The sequence below is a fragment of the Anaeromyxobacter sp. genome (genome assembly GCA_016718565.1).
Lineage (GTDB): Bacteria > Myxococcota > Myxococcia > Myxococcales > Anaeromyxobacteraceae > JADKCZ01.
Genome location: JADKCZ010000002.1, coordinates 214283 through 238581, shown reverse-complemented (window position 1 = coordinate 238581; position 24299 = coordinate 214283). Strand labels below are relative to the sequence as shown.

Below are 24299 nucleotides of genomic sequence, written 5' to 3'. Positions count from 1 at the left end.
GGTCAGTCCAGCCGGATCCAGCCACCCACGGGCCGGAAGCTCCGGCGCGCCAGGTCCACCGCCACGACGTAGCCGCCCTGGGCTCCGACCCGGCGCCGCGGGCCGAAGCTGACCGGTGACCCGAGCCCGGTCTCGACCTGGTACAGCCCCTCCAGGCTGGCCACCAGCCGCGCCCGCGAGAGCTGCCGCCCGGTGCGCCGGAGCGCCTCGGCCAGCACCGTGGTGGCGGCCGCCGCCGAGGCGCGGGCCGACAGGTGGCGCTCGCCGGCCCCCGGCGCCAGGCGGGCGAGCCGGGCCCGACCGCTCGCCTCGCCCTCGGGCAGGGCCGGGTAGGCGAGGAGGACGCGCCCGTCGAAGCCGGCCGGCGCCTCGGCGGCGCCGCGCGCCGCCAGGGTCCCGGGCGCCATCACCCAGGGGGTCCACCCGGCCGCCAGCGCCTGGGAGAGGAAGCCGGCCAGCGCCCGGTCGTCGCCGAGCAGCAGGACCACCTCGGTGCCCTGGTCGGCCAGCCTCGCCACCTCCTCGCGGCTCGGCCCGTCCGGCCCGAGCGCCACGGTCTCCACCTTGCGCCAGCCGCGGGCTGCGGCCTGCTCGAGCGCCCCCCGGGCCGCGGCCTCCAGGGCCGGCGCGCCCTCGGGGCGCAGCACCGCCAGGCGGGGATCGGCCAGGCCGGGCTGCCGGGCCGCGTGCTCGACCAGCACCCGGGCCAGCTCCCGCGGCCCGGGCTGGAGGTAGAAGGTGTAGTGGCCGGCGCCGGGTGGCCGCGCGACGGGGGAGAACGGCCCGACCTGCGGGATCAGCTCGGCCTCCGCCCAGGCGGCCAGCTCCTCCTCGCCGCCGGGCGCGAAGCCGGACACCATCGCGAAGACCGGCTCCTTCGTCGACAGGCGCCGCGCCGCCGCCGCCGCCGACTCCCGCCCCGGGTCGTAGCCGGCCACGGCGAGGGAGAGCCGCCGGCCGTTGAGCCCGCCCGCGGCGTTCACCTCCTTCACGGCGGCCTCCAGCGTGGCCCGCATGGCGCGCCCCACCTCGGCCGCGGGTCCGGCCTCGGGCAGCACCGTGCCGAGCCGGATGAGCGTCGGCGTGAGCCCCGGGTCGAGCTGGAGCTCCAGCACCTTCATCCAGGCCACCAGCGCGTCGAGGTCCTCGCGGGACATGGAGTAGCGCGGCATGGCGCCGTCGAGCCGCTGCCCGTCGGGATCGACGCCGTCGGTGATGGAGCGCGCCAGCGTCCGGGCGTCGAAGGGCCGGTGGCGGCGCCCGGGGTGGACGTGGCCACCGGCCCGCGTCAGCTCGCTCCAGGTGACGATGGAGGGGTCGACGGAGCCCTCGGGCCGGCCCAGCCCGTCCTCGCCGTGGCAGGAGCCGCAGGTCAGGACAGAGCCAGGGATCGGCGACGCGTCGACGCCGACGGTGGCGGTGATCCCGCCGCCGCTCGGGCTCTCGCCGGTGAGGTAGATGGTGCGGCCCGCCTGCTGCTGGGGCGTGAGGGGCCTGGGGGCGGCCCCGGTGGCCAGGCCTGGCGCCAGCAGGAGCCACAGCGCGCCCGCGCAGCCGGTGAGGCCGCCGAGCGCGCCGCCGCCGCGGGCCGAGCGCCGGGTGGCGCCGCTCACGGAGGGACGGCCGGGCCGGTCACGGGCCCGGCCGGGGAGGGCGCCGCGGCGGGCCGCTCGTCGGCCAGCCCGCGGAGGATCTCGGCGGCGCCCTCGGCCGGCGCGTCGGGACGCACCTTGGTCCAGTGGTAGGACCGGGCGTTGCCGGCGATGAAGGCCGTGGTGTGCTCGTCCGGGCTCTCGACCCAGGTCCCCAGCTTCCTCAGCACGCTCGCCACGTCGGCCCGGCTGCCGGTCAGGAAGGTCCAGCCAGGCCCGGTGGCCCCGTGCTTCGAGGCGAAGGCGCGCAGGGCCTCGGGCGGATCGTTGTCGGGATCGACGCTGACGGAGACGAACTGCACCTCGGCGGCGCGCGGTCCGAGCGCCTGCCGGACGCGGTGCAGCTTCTGCATGATGAGCGGGCAGGCGGCGCCGCAGTTGGTGAAGATGAAGGTCATGCAGACCACGTTGCCCTTGAGCACGTCGCTGTAGAAGCGGCGCTCCTTGCCGTCCTGGTCGAGCAGCACGGTGTCGGTGAAGTAGGCGCGCGCCTTGGCCTCCTTGGGGTCCTCTGGCGCCGGCGCGCTCGGCGCGCTCGGCGCCTCGGCGGCGAGGGCCGGGCCGGTGGCCAGGAGGCAGGCCAGCCCGGCCAGCAGCAGGCGGGAGGAGGTCACCCTCAGGGCCTCGAGGCCGTGACGGCCGGGCGCGCCGCCTCGAGGGCGTCGATGGCGGCCTCCAGCCTGGCCGGGTCCGGGAAGCCGTTGAAGCGGGCCCAGCGGCCGGTGCGGCCGTCTCCCACCAGCATGATGGGGGTGTGTTCGTTGAAGTTGGGCGTGTAGGCGCCCAGCCCCTTCAGCACCTTGTTCACCGTCTCGGGCTCACCGGTCAGCCAGGTCCAACCCGGGCGCGCCTTGAACTTGGCGGCGTGGGCCTTGAGCCGCTCCGGCGTGTCGCGCGCCGGGTCGATGGACACCGACACCAGCCCGACGCCCTTCCCCAGGCGATCGCCGAGGCGGCCCTGCAGCCCGGCGAGCTTGGCCGAGAGGATGGGACAGATGGTGGTGCAGGTGGTGAAGACGAAGTCCACCACCACGATCCGGTCGCCCACCACGTCCCTGGCGAAGCGGACCTCGCGGCCGTCCTGGTCGAGGAGCGGCGCGTCCACCAGCGTGACGCTGACCGGCGGAGGGAGCGCGCCGGCTCCCGCGGCGGGTCCGGAGGCCGGCGCCGCCTGGTCCGGATCGTTCATGCCCGCGGGCAGCGCGGCCTCGTCGGCCGGCTTCTTGTGGCAGCACGGCTTGTCGTCGGCGGGCGGGGCTGCGGCTTCCGAGGCCGGCTCCCCGGCCAGGGCCGGAGCCGACAGGAGCGCCATCGCCAGCGGGGCACCGAAGAGGAGACGACGGGCTGCTGCGTGCATGTGCTGCCTCCAGGACGGGCTGGGACGCCACCCGCCGCGTTCCAACCTGCGGACGACGAGCGCAGGAAGGGAGTCCTTGGAGGATGTCACACCCAGGCGGGGCGGTGCCGTGCGACCTGTGGAGGCCCATCTCGGCCTGGACGGCGCGGCCTCCCAGAGACCGGAGCTCCGATCGCCGCCCCCCGCGGCGCGCGCAGGTGCTTCCTCCGACTGACCCGACTAGGACCTCCAGATGACCTATGCCCTGCTCTCGTTGCTGCTCGCCGCCGATCCCGTCGCCGCGCCGCCCGCCCGGGCGCTCGAGATCGCGCACGCCACCATGCCCCGCACGACCTGGGACGGGTTCCGGGACCAGGCGGCCCCGGCGCTCGGCGCGCAGCTCGAGAAGGAGGCCACCGCCAACGGCCTGGCCCTGAAGCGGCCCGGCCGCGAGGTCGTCGTCCAGCTCTGGGACCGGGCGCTGCCCTACGAGGAGTTCACCAGCTTCTACGCGGCCACGCTTGCCAAGGGGCTCACGGAGACCGAGCTCGGCGAGGTGGCCGCATTCCACCGCTCCGCGGCGGGCCGCAGGTTCTCCGCCCTGCAGCGGCAGCTCGAGGCCGAGGCGCAGGGATGGATCAAGGAACGGCTGCCGCGCCTCGGGGCCCTGCTGAGCGACCGCAAGGCCGACCTCGTCGAGCCGGTGCAGGCCCCGGCGCCCCGCCGCTAGGCGCCCCGCCGGCGGGTGGGGGCCCTCTCGCTTGGACCACAAACCAACGCCGCGGGGCCGGCGTGTGCCATGGCCCGGTGACGGGGGCCCACGGGAAGCCCATCTGGCCGCGCTTCCGCACGACGGTCGGCGCGCGCCGCGATCCTGCGCCCCGGTCGCATCCGTCCGAGGCGCTCGGCGGCCGTCCAGGACGCTCCCCCTCGGCGCTGGGCGCGGCAACTCGCCGCACCTTTCCGCCGTGGCGACGGTGGCTTCGACGCGTCCCCTGCCCAGCCCCACCCTGCGTGTCCCGCGATCGCCAGACGCCGAGTCGCGGGACGCCGCGCCTGCCCCGGCGAGTCGCCCGGGCTCCATCACCATCTCCTTTGTGCACAAATCAAACGCTGGCGACCTGCAAGGGCACGTTGCCGCTCCACCAGGGGGTGCGCAGATGTGCTGCCAGGGAGTTGGGACGGGGACGTCAAGCAACAAGCGCGGGGAGATCGGGCGCCGGTCAGGCGAACCCTCCACCCCGGCGGTCCCCTGTACTTGCAGTCGACCTGGGGTGAGGCGCCATGAGAGTCCGTCGCAGCGAAGTGGTTCCGTTCGAGGCCGCATCGAGTCCCTCCCTCTCGCCGCGGTGGCTGGGCGCCGTGCTCGCTCCGCTGGCGCTCCTCGGGGCGCTGGCGCCAGCCAGCGCCGCCGCCGCGCCCGTGGCGTGCGCGCGCACCATCTCGGCCAACGTGGTGGCCATCGACTCGCCCATCCTCTTCAACCGGCTCGGGGCCCAGAACCCCAACTGGATCATCTACGCCCTGGCCCACGACGTGGTGCCGGTCGCCTCCACCGACCCGACCGCGCCGGCCTTCTGCGCCGCCGCGGCGCCCGGCGTGTTGACGCCCGGCTGCGTCCGCCTGCGCGACGACAAGCGGCCTCGCCCCATCACCATCCGCGTCGCGGCCGGCGACTGCCTCGACGTGAACTTCACCAACCTGCTGGCGCCGAACGCCAACCCCAACAACGCCATCAACCCCGCCAACCCGCGCCTCAAGATCGACGACCAGGTGGCCGAGCGGCGCGCCGGCTTCCACGTCCAGGGGCTCGAGCTGCGCGGCAGCATCGCCAGCGACGCCTCCAACGTCGGCAACAACGTCCCGAGCCTGGCAGCCCCTGGCGCGAGCGCGATCTACCGGTACTTCGCCCCCAAGGAGAGCACCCACCTCATCACCAACCCGGGCGCGACCTTCGGCGGCGACGCCTCGGCGGGCAACAGCGGCAGCGGCATGTTCGGCACCATGGTGGTCGAGCCGGCCGGCGCGAGCTTCTACCGCGGCCAGCTCACCGAGGAGGAGATGCGCCTGGCCTCCACCGGCACCACCCCCGGCGGCCACCCCGTGCTGGACTACGAGGCCCGCTACCCCAGCGCCGAGCCCTGGATCACGGAGGGGAAGGCCGGCCGGCCGATCGTCAACATGCTCGACGGCACGACCCTCTGGCACACCGACATCAACGCCATCGTGGTCGGGTCGGGCCCCAACGGCTCGTTCCCGCCCAGCACCTATCCGCTGGAGAGCGTCGGCAAGATCATCCCCTCCTACCCGAACCGCCTCGAGCCGTTCCGCGAGTTCGTCTCGGTGTTCCACGACGAGAACTCGGTGGGCCAGGCCTTCCCCGCCTTCTACCTGCACCCGGTGACGGGCTTCACCCTCCACGGGGTCCGCGACACCTTCATGATCAACTACGGGTCGGGCGGCGTCGGCTCGGAGATCATCGCCAACCGGCTGGGCGTCGGCCCCATGCACGACTGCCTCGACTGCTCCTACGAGGAGTTCTTCCTCACCTCCTTCGCGGTCGGGGACGTGGCCCTGCTGGTGGACGTGCCGGCCAACATCGGCCTGGAGAACGTGGGCCCGGGCGCCGCGCCGCCGGCGGGCAGCGTCGGCCCGAAGGCCACCAAGGCCTTCTATCCGGACGACCCGTCCAACGTGCACCACAGCTACACCGGCGACTTCGCCAAGTTCCGCAACGTGCACACGGGGAAGGAGCACCACATCTTCCACCTGCACAACCACCAGTGGCTCTTCAACCCGAACGACGACAACTCCAACTACGTCGACGCCGAGGCCCTCGGGCCGGGCTCCGGCTACACCTACGAGATCGCCAACGGCGGCGGCGGCAACCGCAACAAGTCCTCGGGCGACGCCATCTTCCACTGCCACTTCTACCCGCACTTCGCCCAGGGCATGTGGTACATGTGGCGCCACCACGACGTCTTCGAGGCCGGCTCGGCGCTGGCTGCGAGCGACGCGGCCTGCCCGGCGGGAATCCAGGGCAACTGCCACTCCGCTCCCTTCGCGCTCAAGGACGGCACGCCGGCCCCTGGCGCCCGTGCCTTGCCGGATCCCGAGATCGTGGCCGGCACCCCCATCCCGGCGCTGGTGCCGCTGCCGGGCAAGCCGCTCCCGCCCATGCCCGGCCGGGTCACGGTGGTGGCCAACACCATCACCACCACGGCCTCCGCCTTCCACGCCACCAGCCCGGGCGCCGTGGTGCCGGTCGGCAGCCTCTCCCTGGTCGATCGCACCGACCGCGACCCGGAGTGCGTGCCCGGCTCGCAGCTCGCCAAGTGCGACCCGGCCCTCAACCCGACCGGCCTCAAGAACCCGGGCTACCCGTTCTGGATCGCCGGCATGGAGGACATGGTCGGCCAGCGCCCGCCCACGCCGCCCATGGACATGGATCCCGCGGCGGGCGGCTTCGACGGCGGGCTGCCGCGCCACGCGCTGCTCGGCTACGCCTCGGGCGGCAGCACGCTGGTCAACAACGTCAGCCGGCTCGACTTCACCAAGATCATCGCCAAGGCCAAGCCGGTCTACTACCCGGAGGAGGGCACCGACCTCGAGCGGGTGGGCATGGCCTTCCACGCCCAGCGCCGGCACCCCGGCCCGGTGCTCAACCTCTCCGGCGCGGCGCCGGGCAGCGGGGACTTCATCCTGAACGGCGTCAAGCCGGTCCCGGGCGCGCCGTTCTCGGATCCCTGCGTCGACGACAACGGCGTCGGGCTCGCCGAGGGGCAGACCTGGCAGTCGACCGGCGGCTCCACCGGCATCGGCAACTTCCGCACCTCCGACGGCGGCACCGGCTTCACCGGCGCCGGGACCAAGCGGGCCTACAAGGGCGCCAACGTCCAGTTCGACGCGGTCCTCAACAAGGCCGGCTACCACTACCCGCAGCAGCGCATCATCGCGCTGTGGGAGGACGTCATGCCGACCATCCTGAAGACCCGCCCGCCCGAGCCGCTGGTCATGCGGAACAACACCCTCGACTGCACCATGTTCAGCCACACCAACCTGGTGCCCGAGATCTTCGAGCTCGACGACTACCAGATCCGCACCCCCACCGACATCATCGGCCAGCACATCCACCTGCCCAAGTGGGACCTCACCACCGCCGACGGCGCCGCCAACGGCTGGAACTACGAGGACGGCACGCTCTCCCCCGGCGCGGTGCGCGAGCGCATCGAGGCCATCAACCACTTCAACGACGAGGCGGTCGCGGCCGGAGGGACGGCCATCGGCCCGAGGCTCGAGGCCGCCGCCCACCCCTACTTCGGCCAGTTCCGGCAAGGCCGATTGGCTGGGCGCCCGCACCACCCTGCAGCGCTGGTTCTTCGATCCGCTCCTCAACGCCGAGGGGGTCGACCGCGGCCTGGGCGTCGTCTTCACCCACGACCACTACGGCCCCTCGACCCACCAGCAGATCGGCCTCTACGCCACCGTGCTGGTCGAGCCGGTCGGCTCGACCTGGGTCCACAACGAGACCGGCGCGCCCCTGCACACCCGCGGCGACGGTGGCCCGACCTCCTGGCAGGCCGCCATCCTGACCGGTGACCTCGACGCCGACGGCCACGACGACAGCTACCGGGAGTTCTACCTGGAGTTCTCCGACTTCCAGCACGCCTACCTGCCGGGCGTCTACGTCGGCCGCGACCAGGCCGGCGACCTCCTCGGGCCGCACATCACCAGCGCGGCGACGCCGCCCCCCAGCGACGCCACCACGTTCCGGTCGGCCATCAACCCGCCCTACCGCCAGTCGCTCGCCGGGGCCAGCGCCTTCCCCGACGTCTCGGTCTTCCCGCCGACCTGCCCGGGCGGTGTGCCGCGCCCGTGCCCCGAGGCCATCACGGCCGACGACTCCGGCATGCTGGTGGTCAACTACCGCAACGAGCCGGTGGGGCTGCGCGTCTTCGACCCGGCGGCGCTCGGCCCGGACGGCAAGCCCGGCCGGCAGGCGGCCGGCAAGGCCGGCGACCTGGCCTACGCCCTGCAGAGCCGCACCGACCGCAAGATCGCGGCCATGAACGTGCAGCCGACCGCCGCCACGGCGCTGGCCGGCTTCCCGCCGGTGGCGAGCGCCACCGGCACCAGGTTCCCACCCCCCATCAACGCCGGGGGCGTGCTGCCCGGCGACCCCTTCACGCCGATGCCGCGCGCCTACTTCGGGGATCGCCTCCGCTTGAAGGTCCAGGCCGGCGCCCATGAGCACTCCCACGCCACCAGCATCCACGGCATGAAGTGGCTCCAGGGCGGCTCGGGCTTCGGCTTCGCCCCCGACTCCGGCTGGCGCAACTCCCAGCACGCCGGGATCTCGGAGCAGTTCTCCCTGGCGGCCCCGGTGCTGCCGGCCCTCGGCCTGGCGGCCCTCCGGCAGCGCGCCGACTACCTCTACACCATCAACCCCGGGCACGACGGCTGGTGGAGCGGGACCTGGGGCATCATCCGCACCTACGGCCAGCCCCAGCCCAACCTCTTCACGCTGCCCAACACGCCCACCCAGCTGACGACCAACATGACGAACTTCTTCTCGTTCGCCGGCGTCTGCCCCATCAACGCGCCGAACCGCAGCTACGACATCACGGCGGTGCTGGCCAACCAGGTCCTCCCGAACGCGCTGGGAGTCGCCATCGTCCCGGCCGACCGCTCGGGCACCGGCCACGTGGGCGGCCCGCTCAACGCCGCCGGCGGCACCCTGGTCTACAACCCGCTGAACACCCAGGTGTTCACCCCGGCCGTCGCGGAGCCGCTGCCCGGGCAGCCTCCCCTCCCGCCGGTCCTGGCCGGCCAGGGCCCGCTCCACGACCCGACCGCGATGATGTACGTCCGCACCTCCGACCTGGACGCCGTCAACCCCCGCAGCGCCGGGTGCTTCCGCGCCTTCCTGGGGCGGCAGATCTTCGACCCCACGCTCGCGACCTGCGCCGTCCGGCTCAAGCCCACGGCGCCGGTGGAGCCCATCGTCCTGCGCGCCGCGGCCGGGGAGTGCGTCACGGTGATCCTGCGCAACCGGCTGCCGGCTTCGGCGCCCGACCTGGGCGGCTACACCGAGTACCTCCGGATGGTCCCGCGCGACCGCAACGGACCGCAAGGCATGACCAACTTCAACGGCAACCTGGTCCAGCCGTCCAGCCAGGTCGGCCTGCACGCGCAGCTGGTCGCCTTCGACGTCACCACCGACGACGGCGCGCCCGTCGGGGAGAACCCCGAGGCCCAGTCGCTGGTGGCCCCGGGCCAGCGCGGCCAGGTGCGGTTCTACGCCGGCGACCTCTCGCTGGCCCCCACCGGCGCGGGGAGGTACCAGCTGGTCGCCACCCCGGTGGAGTTCGGCGGTGCCAACCTCGGCCCGGCGGACAAGCTGAAGCAGGCCGCCAAGGGGCTGGTGGGCGCAGTGGTCATCGAGCCGCCCGGCTCGACCTGGGTCGAGACCGACCGGGCGCTGGATCGCCAGACCCTCGGCACCGGGACCCGGCTCACCCGGGCCTCCGCCACGGTCAACGGCACCACCCGGTCGTTCGCCCACATGATCCAGAAGGGGCAGAACCACCGCTACCGGAACGGCAGCCCGGTCCCGAACATCGCCGCCGAGGGCGGCACCATCCCGGAGGACTCGGAGGACGCCGGCCAGGTGTCGATCAACTACGGCACCGAGCCGATGTGGTTCCGCTTCGGCCTGGCACCCAACGTGCCCTTCGGGGGGGCCGGCCTCGGCGGCGTGCCCAACGCGGGCGACGCCTACGCCACCAGCCTGACGGGGCGGGACCCGGCCACGCCGGTCTTCACCGCGGCGCCCGGCCAGCAGGTCAAGCTCCGCCTGCTCAACCCGAGCGGCGTGGGTCGCGGGTCGGTCATGACGCTCCACGGACACGTCTGGCAGCGTTCGCCGTACGTCTGCCCGGGTGACAACCAGTACGGCCTGATCGGCGCCTGCAAGCCGACCGGCTGGTACCCGACGCTGCCCGGCCAGTCGGTGGGCTCGCGGGCCATCGGCGACAGCAAGCTGTCCTTCTACCTGGGCGCGCAGGATCAGGTGCTGCCGGGCAGCCACTTCGAGCTCTTCCTGCCGAGCGCCGGCGGCTCGGAGGCCGTGCCGGGCGACTACCTCTTCAGGGACGTGGGCTCGTTCGGCAACACCTCGGGCATCTGGAGCCTCATGCGGGTCAAGTAGACCAGTGGCCGAACGACGACCCGGCGGTTAGTTGGAACGATGGGTGCGGCCGACCTGGCCGCATCCATCGGCATTTCAGGGGGACCTGCTCATGACCACACCTCGCAAGGCCCGGCCTCGCACCGGCCACCTCGCGGCGCTCGCCGGGCTCCTCCTGGCCGGCGCCGCCGCCGCCCAGCAGGCGCCAGCGGCCGACGTGCCGCTGGTCCCGGCGGCAGGCCTCGTGTCCGGGCTGCCGCCCGCGGCCGCGGCGCCCGGCACCGCCGCCCAGCAGTCCGGCGCCACCCGGCTCGTGAGGGACGGCCTGGCGGTGGAGTTCACCTTCACCGCCACGGAGGGCGGCGGGGCGCCGCGCGAGGGCGACCAGGCCGAGCTCCGCTTCCGCATCACCGACGCCGGCAGCGGCGAGCCGGTCCGCGGCCTCTCGCCGGCGGTCTGGATGGACGTGGCCGGCGGCCTCTCGGGCGGCGCGGGCGGCCACGCCGAGTGCAAGGAGAAGGTCGCCCTCTACCTCAAGGGGCTGGTCGGCATCCGGCCGGTGCTGGATCTCAACAGCTACTACCTGCTGGTGCTCAACCAGGATCCCAGCATCGCGGTCATCGACCCGGTCGTGAGCATGACCGGGAAGACCAGCCTCTTCGCCACGGTGCTCCTGCCCCGCCCCGGCGCCGACTGGGTCAAGGCCCGGGGCGACAAGCGCCTCTTCGTGTCCATCCCGCTGGTCGGCCAGGTGGCGGTGGTGGACACCGAGACCTTCCACCTCATCACGACCGTGCCGGCCGGCGAGGCGCCGACGCGCCTGGCGCTCGCGCCGAGCGGCCGGACGCTCTGGGTCGGCAACGACGCCCGGGGCAAGGGCCAGGGGGGCGTCACGGTGATCGACGTCGAGACCCTGAGACCCCTGGCCAGCATCCCGACGGGGCCAGGGCACCACGAGATCGCCTTCTCGGGCGACGACCGGTACGCCTTCGTCACCAACCGGGGCGCCGGCACCGTGAGCGTCGTCGAGGTGGCCAGCCTGAAGAAGGTGAAGGACCTGCCCGTCGGCCCGACGCCCATCTCCATCGGCTGGTCGAGCCTGTCGCAGCGGATCTACGTGGCCGACGGCAAGGAGGGGCGCATCACGGTGATCGATCCGGCCACCCTGGCGGTCGCCGCGCGCATCCAGGCCAAGCCGGGGCTGGGCCCCATGCGCTTCAGCGAGGACGGGCGCTGGGCCTTCCTGGTGAACTCGGTGGAGCACGTGGTCCACGTGGTGGACGCGGCGCAGGACCGGCTGGCGCACGCCGTCAAGGTACCGGGCAAGCCGTACCAGCTGGCCATCACCCGCGCCTTCGCCTACGTGCGCCTGATGGACTCGGAGAAGGTCCAGATGATCAACCTCCTCTCGCTCGGAAAGCAGGAGCCGCCCATCGTGAACAGCTTCCCTGCCGGCGAGCGGGCGCCCCAGGCCGCTGGCGAGCTCTCGCTGGCCGACGCCATCAGCCCGGCTGCCACCGACGCGGCGGTCTACGTCAACAACCCGGCCGAGGGGCTCACCTACTTCTACATGGAGGGGATGAACGCCCCCATGGGGAACTTCTCCAGCTACGGCCACCGGACCAGGGCGGTCACGGTGGTGGATCGCAGCGTCAAGGAGCTGGAGCCCGGCGTCTACGGCGGCACGGTGCGGGTGCCGGCCGCCGCCAGCTACGACGTGGCCTTCCTGCTCGACAGCCCCCGCGTCCTCCACTGCTTCCCGGCCGAGGCGGCGGAGAACCCGGCGCTGGCGACGGCCGCCAAGGCGGTCAAGGTCGAGTTCCTCGGGACGCCCGTCTCCATCCCGCTCGGCACCCCGATCGACCTCCGGCTCCGGCTCAGCGACGGCAAGGGGCGACCCAGGGCCGGGGTGCGCGACGTCCAGGTGACCTCCTACCGGCCGCCCGGCTACGGCCGGTCGCAGGTGACGGCGGTGGATGCGGGCGACGGCGTCTACCAGGCCAGGTTGACGCTCCCGGCGGCCGGCGCCTGGTACCTCCAGGTGACGGTGCCGTCGCTGGACGCCAGGCCGGACGAGATCCCGTTCCGCTCGCTGGTGGTGACCGCCCCGGCTGCCGGCGCCCCGGCCAGGTGAGGCGGGTGGCCCGCCCCCCGCGCCGTGTGGAGCGCCCGCTCCAGCTCCTCGGCCTGCTGGGGCTGCTGGGGCTGCTGGTCCCGGCGGCCCCGGCCGCCGCCCAGGACTACGGCACGGCAGCCCGGGTCAACGGGGTGGCCATCTCCAGCGAGCGGCTGACCCGCTACTTCCAGGAGTTCCTGGGCGACAAGGGGCGCAGCACGGTGGCCATCCGGAGCCCCAGCGCCTTCAAGGAGCTCAAGCGCGAGGCGCTCGACCGGCTCATCGAGCAGGAGCTGCTCTGGCAGGAGGCCCGGCGGCGGAAGCGGGTGGCCACGGACGCCGAGGTGAAGGCGGCCGTGCGCCGGTTCGAGGCCCAGTTTCCCGACGAGCGTCGCCGGCGGCTGGCGCTCGAGCGGGGCGGCTTCACCGACGAGTCCTACCGGGGGTGGGTGAGGCAGCAGCTGTCGATCGCCTGGCTCGTCGAGCGCGACATCGCCCCCACGATCCGCGTCGGCGCCGCGGAGGTGCGCGCGGACTACCAGGCCACCCTGCACCGCTACACCCGGCCGGCCGAGGCGCGGGCGCGCCAGGTCCTGGCGCGCCTCCCGGCCGGCGCCGGCGACGAGGCCCGGGCCGTGGCCCGGGCGCGCCTCGAGGCGGTGCTGGCGCAGGCCCGCGCCGGGGCCGACTTCGCCGCCCTGGCCCGGTCCCACTCCGACGACCCGTCCGCCGCCTCCGGCGGCGACCTCGGCTGGTTCGGGAGGGGACAGCTGCCGGTCTCGCTCGACGAGGCCGCCTTCTCGCTGGCGCCCGGGCAGGTCTCCGACGTGCTCGAGTCGCCGGAGGGGCTCCACCTGCTCCGGCTGGAGGAGCGGCGCGCCGAGACCGTCACGCCGCTCGAGGAGGCCAGGCCGGGCATCGAGGAGCGGCTCCTCCAGGAGCGCCGGCGGGAGGCGGTCGAGGCCCGGGCCGCCGCCCTCCGGAAGGCCGGCACGGTCGAGGTCCTGATCCCCCTCTGAAGGAGCACCCATGCGGAAGTCCATCGTCCTCGGCGTCGTCCTCCTGCTCCTCGTGGCCGGGGCCTTCCTCGCGGTGTACTGGCTGGTGCCCGCAGAGGCGCCACGGACGGTCCAGGCGCCCCCGGTCGCCGTGCCGGATCCGCCGACCCAGGGGCTCGTGATGGCTCCCGCGCCGACCGACCCCGCCGAGATCGATCGGCTGGGGGCGCTCGAGGAGGCGCGGGCCCGCTACGCGGCCCTGCGCGATGCGTTCGGCTCGGCCAGGCCGTCCTCCGCCAGCCGGTCCCGTCTCGAGCCAGCGCTGCGGTCGCTGTGGCCCACCGGGCGCCGCTGGGAGCTGGCCTGCGCCGGGCTGGTCTGCCGGGTGACGCCGCGGGACGCGCCGGAGCGCTGGGGCGCCGAGCTGGCCGAGGATCCCGGCGTGCGCCAGGTGACCGAGCGGCTGGTCTTCGACCCGGAGGCCGCGATGGCGCCGGCCTACCTGCTGCTGTTCCCCGAGACGGCCCGGCCGGAGCCGGCCGAGAAGGCCGACCAGTTCCTGCGGGAGATCGAGGCGGCGGTGCGCGAGTCGCCCGAGGTGGCGCGCTGCCTGGCCGACATCGAGCCGGGCCGGGCCCTGGTGCTCGACCTGCGGGTCGACGGGACCGGGCTCACCTATCGCATGGGCGCTGGGCTGGGCCCCGGCCCGTCGCTCTGCGCCAGCATGGCCCTCGGCGAGTTCATGGCCGTCCCGGTGCCTCCGGGGACCCGGGCAGGCTCCCGCACGGTGACCCTGCAGCGCCCCTGAGGGGCCGCCGCCGGGCCGAGACGACGAGGGCCAGGCCGATCCGTCGAGGATGGCGCGCGGCCGCCGCAGCCTCCGGTCACGGCGCGCCATGGCCCGGCGCGGGCAGCGTGGTGAGGCCGGCCCCGGGATCTCGCGGTTGACCGGGCCAGCGCCGTGGTCCACGCTCGCCGCATGCGCCTCGCCATCGTCCGTGCCGCCCTCGCGCTGGTCACGCTCGCGCCCGTCGGCGCGCGCGCCGAGGACCCGCCCACGCTGATCCTCGAGGTCGGCGCCACGCTCCGCCTCGAGGGCTTCGCCGGCCTGTGCGACGACCTCTCGATCGTCACCATCACGCCCGGCAGCTCCGCCACCCTCACCGGGCTCAAGGTGGGCAGCACCCTGTGCTCGGTGAGGCTGGTGGGCGGGCGGCAGGTCTACCGGGTGAAGGTGGTGGCGCCGCCGGCCTTCACTCCGGCCGTGGGGGATCGGTCGCGGGACTTCAGGTGAGTGGGAGGGGCGGGCTAGGCTCCGGCCATGTACCTGCCCAGCCACTTCGCCGAGCACCGGGTCGAGGTCCTCCACGAGGCGCTTCGCGGCGCGGGGCTGGTGACCCTCTTCACCGCGGGGCCGGAGGGGCTCGACGCGAGCCACCTCCCGATGCTCCTCGAGCCGGGACCCGGGCCGCACGGCCGGCTGGTCGGTCACGTGGCGCGCGCCAACCCGCAGTGGAGGGCGACCCCAGCCGGCTCGGCGGCGCTGGCCGTGGTCATGGGGCCGGACGCCTACGTGACGCCGTCCTGGTACCCGTCGAAGCAGGCCACCGGCAAGGTCGTGCCGACCTGGAACTATCTCGCCCTCCACGTCCACGGCGAGGTCCGCTTCTTCGAGGAGCGCGCGCCACTGCTCGAGCTGGTGACGCGCCTCACCGACCGGCACGAGGGCAAGCGCGCGGCGCCCTGGAAGGTGGCCGACGCGCCGCCCGAGTACGTCGACGGCCTGCTGAAGGCCATCGTCGGGGTGGAGCTGGTCATCAGCCGCCTGGAGGGGAAGTGGAAGGCCAGCCAGAACCGCGACGACCCGGATCGCCTGGGAGTGGCCGAAGGGCTGCGCCAGGAAGGCGACGAAGTGATGGCCCGCCTGGTCGAGGGCAAGGGAGCCTGAGGCGACCTGCCGGCCCCGCACCGGCCCCGCACCGCTCCCTTCGGGCGCCCAGAGCGATATCGGTTCGGACGCCCGAACCATCCTTCTTGGGGGGGCAGAGGGAGGGCTACTCGCCACTCCACAGGCAACCGAAGAACGCGCCCCTGGGATGGAGATGGTGGGGCCGGCCGGCGCTGGTCCGAGCAGCGCCGCCTCAGGCGGAGGGAGGCGCCGCCGCCGGAGGGGCGGACCGCGCGCCCGGCTCCGGTACAGGCTCCCGCTCGAGGCCGTGAGCCCCCTCGACGAGGGCGCGGAGCGACTCGACGAAGCGGGCGGCCGGGGCCCCATCGATGAGGTCGTGGTCCACGCTGACGGTGAGCGCCAGGTACTCCCGCAGCTCGATCCGCTCGCCCACCACGCCGGGCTTGCGGGCGATGCCACCCAGCACCAGCGCCAGCGTGTGGAGCGGGACGATGCCGATGCCCCAGCCGCCGCCGCCGCCGAACATCCCAACCGACGTCACCACGGTGGTGCCCGAGGTCCGCTTCAGCCAGTGAGGGGCGCGGCCGAGGGCGCGCAGGGTGAGCCGCAGGACGGGGCCTGGCACCCAGCCGGAGAGGCGCGCCAGGAGGCCGGAGTGCTGCGCGCTCGCCGCGGGGCGAGCCTGCACCGCGCGCAGCTCGTCGTGGAGCTGGCGGATCGACCTGCGGTTGGCGGCCCGGAGGATGTGGGGGATGGCCACCTGGCCCGCCGCCGGCTCGACCAGCGTCGCCACGTCGACGTCTTCGAACAGGACGAGCCGGCCACGCCAATCCCGGTAGGCGTGCAGCCGCCGGTCGCCCTCGATGGCGCGCGCAAGGCAGTAGACGACGAAGGCGGTGAAGGAGCGCGCCTCGCCGGTGCGCTCGCGGAGCGCCCGGAGCCGCCGCCGGGGCTCGGTGACGTCCACCTCCACCAGGGCGTGGATCATGTGGCGTCGCGCCCCGACCTCCAGGGCGCCCACCACGGTCCGCCGCGCGCGGGCGAAAGGGACGAGCTGGTGCGGGGCGTCGCTCACGGCGGGGCATCTTACGGCAAGCCGGCGCAGGGCGACCACGGACCGCTCGGCGGATGGCGTCCTCAGCGGGGCGGCGTCACCAGCTGCTCGCGGGGGGCTGGGCTGCTCGAGCGGGAGGGGGGAGGACGGGGAGGGTCGAAACGACGAAGGCCCCGGGGCGACCGTGGCGGTCGTCCGGGGCCTCCCGAGAGCTCGGCGCCGCTGTGCGGTGCGGCGCCTCGGATGAGAGCTCAGCCTAGCTGCAGCCGGTGGTCGTCCCGCAGTTGTTGCACTTGTAGCAGGCGCCGTTGCGCACCGTGATCTCGCCGCAGCTGGGGCAGGGCGGCGCGTCGGTGTCGCGGGTGTAGGTCACGCCGTTGCTGCTCTTGGTCGGCTTGGCCTGGGCCGCCTCCACGGTGCGCGCCTTGGCCGGCAGGGCGGGGGAGGCCCCCGGGGTCAGGGTCCCCTGGGCCGCCACCGGGGTGGCGCCGTCCTCGCTCGGCAGGAACTTCAGCGACAGCCAGCGGAAGATGTAGTCGGTGATCGACTTGGCGATGGGGATCTCCGGGTTGCCGGTGAACCCCGACGGCTCGAAGCGGGTGTGGCTGAACTTGTCGCAGAGGACGTGCAGCGGCACCCCGTACTGCAGCGCCATGGAGATGGAGGTGGCGAAGCTGTCCATCAGCCCCGAGACCACCGAGCCCTCCTTGGCCATCACCACGAAGAGCTCGCCGGGCATGCCGTCGTCGTACATGCCGACGGTCATGTAGCCCTCGTGGCCGCCGATCGAGAACTTGTGGGTGATGGCGCGCCGCTCGTCGGCCAGCCGGCGGCGGGCCAGCGGCGGCTCGGCCGCCTGCGCCTCGGCGGCGACCTCCTCCTTGGTCTTCTCCTTGCCGGTGTTGAGCGGCTGGCTGCGCTTGCAGCCGTCGCGGTACAGCGCCACCGCCTTGAGCCCCAGCTTCCAGGCCTCGGCGTAGGCCTGCTCGATGTCCTTGGAGGTGGCCGAGTTCGGCATGTTGACGGTCTTGGAGATGGCGCCCGACAGGAAGGGCTGGGTGGCGCCCATCATGCGGATGTGGCCCATGTAGTGGATGGTGCGGGAGCCGTTGCGCGGCTTGAAGGCGCAGTCGAAGACCGCCAGGTGCTCGGCCCGCAGGGCCGGCGCGCCCTCGATGGTCTCGACCTCGTCGATGTGCTGCAGCGTGGCGCCGATCTCCTCGCCGGAGTAGCCGAGCTTCTGCAGCGCCAGCGGCACGGTGTTGTTGACGATCTTGAGGACCCCGCCGCCCACCAGCTTCTTGTACTTGACCAGCGCGATGTCCGGCTCGATGCCGGTGGTGTCGCAGTCCATCATGAAGCCGATGGTGCCGGTGGGGGCCAGCACCGAGACCTGGGCGTTGCGGTAGCCGTGGGCCAGCCCCAGCTTGAGCGCCTCGGCCCAGGAGACCTTGGCGGCGGACAGCAGCGAGGGCTCCACCAGGCGCTGGTCGATGCGGTCGACGTGGGCCTGGTGCTTGCGGATGACCCGCAGGAACGGGTCGCGGTTCTTGTCGTAGCCGGCGAACGGGCCGGTCTGGGCGGCGATGCGCGCGCTCATGGCGTAGGCCTGGCCGGTCATGAGGGCGGTGATGGCGCCGGCCGCGGCGCGCCCGCCGTCGGAGTCGTAGGGCAGGCCGCTGGCCATGAGCAGGGCGCCCAGGTTGGCGTAGCCCAGCCCGAGGGGCCGGTAGTCCTCGGAGTTCTTGCCGATGGCCGGGGTCGGGTACTTGGCGTTGGAGACCATGATCTCCTGCGCCAGGATGGTCAGGTCCACGGCCTTGCGGAAGGACTCGACGTCGAAGCCGCCGTCGATCGACCGGAAGTGCATCAGGTTGAGCGAGGCCAGGTTGCAGGCCGAGTCGTCCAGGAACATGTACTCGGAGCAGGGGTTGGACCCGTTGATGCGGTCGGTGCCCGAGCAGGTGTGCCAGTCGTTGATGGTGGTGTCGAACTGCATGCCCGGATCGCCGCACAGCCAGGCCGACTCGGTGATCCTGGCCATCAGGTCGCGGGCCTTGATCATCTCCACCGACCGGCCGTCGACCCGCGCCGTCAGGCTCCACTCGCGGTCCTCCTGGACCGCCCGCATGAAGGTGTCGGAGACGCGGATGGAGTGGTTGGCGTTCTGGAAGAAGACCGAGTCGTAGGCCCCGCCGCGCACGTTGAAGCCGCCGTCGTAGCCCGCGTCGATGAGCGCCCAGGCCTTCTTCTCCTCCTCGGCCTTGCAGGTGACGAACTCGACGATGTCCGGGTGGTCGGCGTCGAGCATCACCATCTTGGCGGCGCGGCGGGTCTTGCCGCCCGACTTGATGACCCCGGCGAAGGCGTCGAAGCCGCGCATGAAGGAGACCGGGCCCGAGGCCTCCCCGCCGCCCGAGAGCATCTCGCGCGAGGAGCGGATCTTGGAGAGGTTGGAGCCGGTGCCGGAGCCGTACTTGAAGAGCATGCCCTCGGTGTGGGCGAGCTTCAGGATCGAGTCCATCGAGTCGGCCACCGAGTTGATGAAGCAGGCCGAGCACTGCGGGTGCTCCTCGACGCCCACGTTGAACCAGACCGGCGAGTTGAAGCTCATCTTCTGCCGGTAGACCAGGTGGGAGAGCTCGGCCTCGAAGGCCGCCGCGTCCTCCTCGGTGGCGAAGTAGCCGTCCTTGCGCCCCCAGCCGGCGATGGTCTTGACCACGCGCGAGACCAGCTGCCGCACCGAGCGCTCCCGGGAGGGCGCGCCCAGGGCGCCGCGGAAGTACTTGGAGGCCACCACGTTGGTGGCCAGCATCGACCAGGACTTGGGGACCTCGACGTCGCGCTGCTCGAAGATCATGGCGCCGCCCTCCCCGGTGATGGAGGCGGTGCGGGTCTCCCACACCATCTCCTCGGCGGGATCGACGCCGCGGGTGGTGAAGTACCGGCCGACGGCGAGGCCGCGGCGGGAGGGCTTCTTGGCGGTCTTGCCGGTCTTGCGGGCCTGGCTCTGCACGTCACGCTCCATCATCTGGTGAGTCCCTCCGCCCGGCGGCCACTGGCCCCGGACAAATACAGCCCGTTCGGGTGCACGCTCGGCGCACACCCGTCGATGGTGAATGAACCCCCGGCCGGCCCGCGTCAGTGGCCGAGGCGTCTAGCGTGCTGGTCTGACAACGTGGGGAATCCCCGAGGGAACGCCCGTCGCCCGACCCGACCCGCCCCGTTCCTCCCGAGCCTCGCGCCCCCTGCGAAGCGACCGCGGACTTTATCAGCCGAACTCCGCGTGTCAATGCCGTGACCACAACCCATGGTGGTCGGCTCGCCAAAAACCACAAGATACGGGAGTTTCCACCCGGTATTCCCGGATGGGGACCCGATATCGACGCGAAAAGGTTGACACCGATCGATATCGTTCCGCCACCCCAGGCCCCTGGCATGGCGGACGCACGGGCCCCGTGATAAGAGCCGCAGCCCCCATGTCAGAGCAGAACGCGCACATCCGAAACTTCTCGATCATCGCGCACATCGACCACGGCAAGTCGACGCTGGCGGACCGCCTGCTCGACGCCACGGGGACGGTGACCAAGCGCGAGCAGCAGGCGCAGTTCCTCGACAACATGGAGCTGGAGCGGGAGCGGGGCATCACCATCAAGGCCCAGACCGTGCGCATGCGCTATCTCGCGCAGGACGGGAAGACCTACCAGCTCAACCTCATCGACACCCCCGGCCACGTGGACTTCGCCTACGAGGTGTCCCGCTCGCTGGCCGCCTGCGAGGGGGCGGTGCTGGTGGTGGACGCCACCCAGGGCGTCGAGGCGCAGACCCTGGCCAACGTGTACCTGGCGCTCGACCACGACCTCGAGATCGTGCCGGTCATCAACAAGATCGACCTGCCCAGCGCCGACGTGGCGGAGGTGCGGCGCGAGATCGAGGAGGTCATCGGCCTCGACGCCAGCGAGGCGGTGCCCTGCTCGGCCAAGGAGGGCATCGGCATCATCGACATCCTGGAGCAGGTGGTGAAGAAGGTGCCGCCGCCCAGGGGCGATCCGGACGGGCCCCTCAAGGCCATCATCTTCGACTCCTGGTACGACTCCTACCGCGGCGTGGTCATGCTGGTGCGGGTCTTCGAGGGGACGCTCAAGCCCAGGCAGAAGATCCTGCTGTGGAGCAACAAGCGCGAGTTCGAGGTGCAGGAGCTGGGCGTCTTCACCCCCTTCTCCAAGGCCGTGCCGCACCTCATGGCGGGCGAGGTGGGCATCTGCGTCGCCAACGTCAAGGACGTGCACGACGCCAAGGTGGGCGACACCATCACCGACGCCGACCGGCCGGTGACCGAGGCGCTGCCGGGCTTCAAGGTGGTCAAGCCCATGGTGTTCAGCGGCGTCTTCCCCATCGACGCCGCCGACTACGAGCAGCTGCGCGACGCGCTCGACAAGCTCAAGCTCAACGACTCGGCCTTCACCTTCGAGGCCGAGAGCTCGCAGGCGCTCGGCTTCGGCTACCGCTGCGGCTACCTCGGGCTGCTGCACATGGAGATCGTGCAGGAGCGGCTGGAGCGCGAGTACAACCTCTCGCTCATCACCACCGCCCCCTCGGTGATCTACCGCATCACCGACACCCAGGGCGTGGAGCAGGAGATCGACAACCCGGCCAAGCTGCCGCCCGTGCAGAAGATCGCCAAGCTCGAGGAGCCGGTCCTCACCTGCCACATCCACGCCCGCACCGACGACGTCGGCAACATCCTCAAGCTCTGCCAGGACCGGCGCGGCGTGCAGAAGGACCTGAAGTACATCGGCACCAAGCGGGTGCAGATCACCTACGAGATCCCGCTGGCCGAGGTGGTCTTCGACTTCTTCGACAAGCTGAAGAGCGTCAGCCGCGGCTACGCCAGCCTGGACTACGAGCTGCTCGGCTACCAGGAGGCGGATCTCGTCAAGCTCGACATCCTCATCAACGGCGAGCCGGTCGACGCCCTCTCGGTCATCGTGCACCGCGAGAACTCGTACTTCCGCGGCCGCGACATCTGCCAGAAGCTGAAGGAGGAGATCCCCAGGCAGATGTACGAGGTGATCGTCCAGGCCGCCATCGGCGCCAAGATCATCGCCCGCGAGACCGTCAAGGCCTTCCGCAAGAACGTCATCGCCAAGTGCTACGGCGGCGACATCTCCCGCAAGCGCAAGCTGCTGGAGAAGCAGAAGGAGGGCAAGAAGCGGATGAAGCAGGTGGGCAGCGTGGAGATCCCGCAGTCGGCCTTCCTGGCGGTGCTGAAGGTCGAGGACTGAGGTGGCGCCGGGCGGGCGCCCGCGCCGCCCGTGGGCCGGCCCGCTGCTGCGCACCGCCGCGGCGGCCGTGGGGCTGGCCCTGCTGCTGCGCCTGCTGGTGCTCGAGCCCTTCGAGGTGGCCAGCGGCGCCATGGCGCCCACCCTGCTGGCGGGCGATCAGGTGCTGGTCTCCAAGCTGGCCTACCAGGTCGCCCTGCCGGCGCTGGCGCGGCCGCTGCTGGCGCTGGAGCCACCGCGCCGCGGCGACGTGGTGGTGTTCGAGGACCCGCAGGCGCCCGGCCGCCGGCTGGTCAAGCGGGTGGTGGGGTTGCCGGGCGACCTGCTCGAGCTGCGCGAGCAGGTGCTGCACGTCAACGGCGTGGCCCAGCCCCGGACCGAGGCCGGGACGCTCGAGTACCTGGAGCCGGGCGGGCCGGGCCAGGAGGCGCGCCGCGACACCTGCCGCCTGGGCCGCGAGGTGCTGGACCCCGGCGGGGCCGCGGCGCTGGTCCACGCCACGCTGCAGTGCCGGCGGGTCAGGCCCAACCGGCGGGAGGGACCCTACGGCCCGGTCCGCCCGGGCCACCTCTTCGTGCTGGGCGACAACCGCGACCGCTCCGCCGACAGCCGGGACGGGTGGGAGGTGCCGGCGGCGGCGGTGGTGGGGCGGGCCGCGGTGGTGGGCGTGAGCTGGGGCGAGGGCGGCTGGCGCCCCATCCCGGGGGCCGGTCCGGGCCTGCGCCTCGAACGCCTTTTCAAACCGGTCGAGTAACGGTAGAAGCTTGCCCCTGATGCTGCCCGCCTCCTCGGCCTCTCGGCGCCCGCTGGAGCGGGGCCAGTTCTCCTGGGTCACCGCCCTGCTGGTCCTGCTGGTCGCCGGAGCCGGCTACCTCGGCTTCGTCTGGATCCCCGTCTACACCTTGCACTTCGAGGTGAAGCAGGTGACCCGCGACTTCATGAACCGGGCCATCAAGGACCGCGCCGACGAGCGCCTGGTCGGCCAGCTGTGCACCAAGGTCCAGTCGCTGGCCAGGACCGACGGGGTGGACGCCTCGGGCGAGCCGGTGCGGGTCCCCATGGTCGACCTGCAGCCGGAGATGGTGACCTGGGAGCGCGACACCTCCGTCAAGCCGGCCATGCTCCACGTGGAGTTCGAGTACGTCAGGCCGGTGGTGTATCCCTTCCTCGACCGGGTGGACGAGGTGACCCTCGCCATCGACCTGACCCAGGACCTCGAGGTCCCGACCTGGGGCCCAGAGCGCTGATGGGAGGAGCCACCGTGGACGCCACACAGATCGCCGAGGCCGTGCGGGGCCTGGCGCGACAGATCGCCGACCGCGCCCGCGCGGCCGGCGCCGCCGACTCGCTGGCCATCGTCGGCATCCGCCGCGGCGGGGTGCACCTGGCCGCCCGGCTGCGCGCCGAGCTCACCGGCCTGCTGGGGGCCGAGCCGCCGGTGGGCACCCTGGACATCGCGCTCTACCGCGACGACACGCCGGCCCGCGGCGCGGCGCCGGTGGTCGGCCCCACCGACATCCGCTTCCCGGTGCAGGGCAAGACCATCCTGCTGGTGGACGACGTGCTCTACACCGGCCGCACCGTGCGCGCGGCCCTCGACGAGCTGGTGGACTTCGGCCGCCCCCGCCGGGTCTGGCTGGCGGTGCTGGTGGACCGGGGCGGGCGCGAGCTGCCCATCGCCGCCGACTTCGCCGCCGCCCGCCTCGAGGTGGCCGACGGGCAGGACGTGCAGGTGCGCCTCCGCGAGGAGGGGGCCGCCGTGGACGCGGTCGTCGTGACCGGGAGGAAGCCGTGATCGGGCGCCAGAGACACTGCATCGCGCTGGAGGACTTCTCGCGGGACGAGCTCGAGCTGGTGCTCGACCTGGCGGTCTCCATGAAGGAGGTCCTGCGCCGGCCCATCAAGAAGGTGCCATCGCTGCGGGGCAAGTCGGTGGTCAACCTCTTCTTCGAGGCCTCCACCCGCACCCGCAGCTCCTTCGAGATCGCGGCCAAGATCCTCTCGGCCGACGCCCTCAACTGGACCTCGGCCTCCTCGTCGGTCTCCAAGGGCGAGACCCTCATCGACACCGCCCGCAACCTCGAGGCCATGCGCCCGGACGTGCTGGTCATCCGGCACTCGGCCAGCGGCGCGCCCCGGCTGGTGGCCGACCACGTGGGCTGCGCGGTGGTCTCGGCCGGCGACGGCGCCCACGAGCACCCCAGCCAGGGGCTGCTGGACTGCTTCACGGTGCGGGAGCGGCTGGGCACGCTGGAGGGCAAGACCCTGGCCATCGTGGGCGACGTCAGCCACAGCCGGGTGGCGCGCTCCGACCTGCACGGCTTCACCAAGCTCGGGGCCCGGGTGCGCATGTGCGGTCCGCCCACCATGATGCCGGCCGGGCTGGCCCAGCTCGGCTGCACGGTGCACACCGACCTGCGCGAGGCGGTGGAGGGGGCCGACGCGGTGGTCATGCTGCGCATCCAGCACGAGCGCATCGGCGACCCGCTCATCCCCAACACCCGCGAGTACTCCAGGCTGTGGGGCCTCAACTCCAAGAAGGCGGCCGAGTGGCTCAAGCCCGGGGCGCTGGTGCTGCACCCGGGCCCCATCAACCGTGGCGTCGAGCTCTCGCCGGAGGTGGCCGACGGCCCCTTCAGCGTCATCCTCGACCAGGTGCAGAACGGCGTGGCCGTCCGCATGGCCATCCTGTACCTGCTGGCCGGCGGCGACCCCGCCGAGGCCCGGGCCTGATCCTCCGAACCGGCCGCGCCCGGCGCGGCC

16 protein-coding genes and 1 pseudogene are annotated in these 24299 nt (G+C 72.9%); 12 read left to right on the top strand and 5 right to left on the bottom strand.

The annotated features are described in order from the left end of the window. Positions 1-2: 2 nt before the first annotated feature. From IPO09_07750 to IPO09_07740, 3 genes are read right to left on the bottom strand one after another with little or no spacing between them, the layout of a single operon-like run. Positions 3-1613, bottom strand: coding sequence for an ABC transporter substrate-binding protein (locus tag IPO09_07750; GenBank protein MBK9517240.1), 1611 nt, complete (start codon positions 1611-1613; stop codon positions 3-5). Next, the gene (locus IPO09_07745; GenBank protein MBK9517239.1) at positions 1610-2272 is read right to left on the bottom strand and encodes an SCO family protein; all 663 of its coding nucleotides are present in this window, start codon (positions 2270-2272) and stop codon (positions 1610-1612) included. Before IPO09_07745 ends, IPO09_07750 begins: the two co-directional genes overlap by 4 nt. Beyond that, entirely contained in the window at positions 2269-3009 is a 741-nt protein-coding gene (locus IPO09_07740; GenBank protein MBK9517238.1) for an SCO family protein, read from the bottom strand. Before IPO09_07740 ends, IPO09_07745 begins: the two co-directional genes overlap by 4 nt. Before the next feature lie 232 nt (positions 3010-3241). Between IPO09_07740 and IPO09_07735 the strand changes: the two genes are divergently transcribed. The 7 genes and pseudogenes from IPO09_07735 to IPO09_07705 all read left to right on the top strand — a co-directional run bounded on the left by IPO09_07735 (position 3242) and on the right by IPO09_07705 (position 15239). Continuing rightward, positions 3242-3718, top strand: a complete 477-nt coding sequence (locus IPO09_07735) for a DUF2059 domain-containing protein (protein MBK9517237.1) — start codon at positions 3242-3244, stop codon at positions 3716-3718. 554 nt (positions 3719-4272) lie between these two features. Further along, positions 4273-10198: pseudogene (locus IPO09_07730) on the top strand (hypothetical protein). A 91-nt stretch (positions 10199-10289) separates the two neighbouring features. Beyond that, positions 10290-12311 (top strand): FixH family protein, encoded by a 2022-nt coding sequence (locus IPO09_07725; GenBank protein ID MBK9517236.1) that lies wholly within the window; start codon positions 10290-10292, stop codon positions 12309-12311. Positions 12312-12316: 5 nt separating this feature from the next. Next, positions 12317-13312 (top strand): peptidylprolyl isomerase, encoded by a 996-nt coding sequence (locus IPO09_07720; protein MBK9517235.1) that lies wholly within the window; start codon positions 12317-12319, stop codon positions 13310-13312. A 10-nt stretch (positions 13313-13322) separates the two neighbouring features. Further along, complete coding sequence (locus IPO09_07715) at positions 13323-14099, top strand: hypothetical protein (protein ID MBK9517234.1); 777 nt, start codon at positions 13323-13325, stop codon at positions 14097-14099. A 171-nt stretch (positions 14100-14270) separates the two neighbouring features. Beyond that, on the top strand, positions 14271-14585 hold the full coding sequence (locus IPO09_07710; protein ID MBK9517233.1) for a hypothetical protein: 315 nt from the start codon (positions 14271-14273) through the stop codon (positions 14583-14585). A gap of 27 nt (positions 14586-14612) precedes the next feature. After that, positions 14613-15239 carry an FMN-binding negative transcriptional regulator gene (locus IPO09_07705; GenBank protein MBK9517232.1) on the top strand — a complete coding sequence of 209 codons (627 nt, stop codon included), beginning with the start codon at positions 14613-14615 and terminating at the stop codon, positions 15237-15239. A 193-nt stretch (positions 15240-15432) separates the two neighbouring features. On the opposite strand, the gene IPO09_07700 is transcribed toward IPO09_07705, so the two are convergent. Together IPO09_07700 and IPO09_07695 are read right to left on the bottom strand one after the other, a co-directional pair. After that, on the bottom strand, positions 15433-16188 hold the full coding sequence (locus IPO09_07700; protein ID MBK9517231.1) for a 2-oxo acid dehydrogenase subunit E2: 756 nt from the start codon (positions 16186-16188) through the stop codon (positions 15433-15435). Between the two features lie 322 nt (positions 16189-16510). Continuing rightward, a complete protein-coding gene (locus tag IPO09_07695; protein ID MBK9517230.1) occupies positions 16511-19285 on the bottom strand; it encodes a vitamin B12-dependent ribonucleotide reductase in 2775 nt (924 codons plus the stop codon). Between the two features lie 448 nt (positions 19286-19733). Here IPO09_07695 and lepA point away from each other — a divergent pair, with 448 nt between their 5' ends. The 5 genes from lepA to IPO09_07670 are packed head-to-tail and all read left to right on the top strand — an operon-like array spanning position 19734 to position 24269. Further along, positions 19734-21539 carry an elongation factor 4 gene (gene lepA / locus IPO09_07690; GenBank protein ID MBK9517229.1) on the top strand — a complete coding sequence of 602 codons (1806 nt, stop codon included), beginning with the start codon at positions 19734-19736 and terminating at the stop codon, positions 21537-21539. A gap of 1 nt (position 21540) precedes the next feature. Next, positions 21541-22290, top strand: a complete 750-nt coding sequence (lepB, locus tag IPO09_07685) for a signal peptidase I (protein ID MBK9517228.1) — start codon at positions 21541-21543, stop codon at positions 22288-22290. Between the two features lie 19 nt (positions 22291-22309). Next, positions 22310-22783, top strand: a complete 474-nt coding sequence (locus tag IPO09_07680) for a hypothetical protein (protein ID MBK9517227.1) — start codon at positions 22310-22312, stop codon at positions 22781-22783. Between the two features lie 14 nt (positions 22784-22797). Then, positions 22798-23331, top strand: a complete 534-nt coding sequence (gene pyrR / locus IPO09_07675) for a bifunctional pyr operon transcriptional regulator/uracil phosphoribosyltransferase PyrR (protein MBK9517226.1) — start codon at positions 22798-22800, stop codon at positions 23329-23331. Beyond that, positions 23328-24269, top strand: coding sequence for an aspartate carbamoyltransferase catalytic subunit (locus IPO09_07670; protein MBK9517225.1), 942 nt, complete (start codon positions 23328-23330; stop codon positions 24267-24269). The genes pyrR and IPO09_07670 overlap by 4 nt, the downstream gene beginning before the upstream one ends. Positions 24270-24299 lie beyond the last annotated feature (30 nt).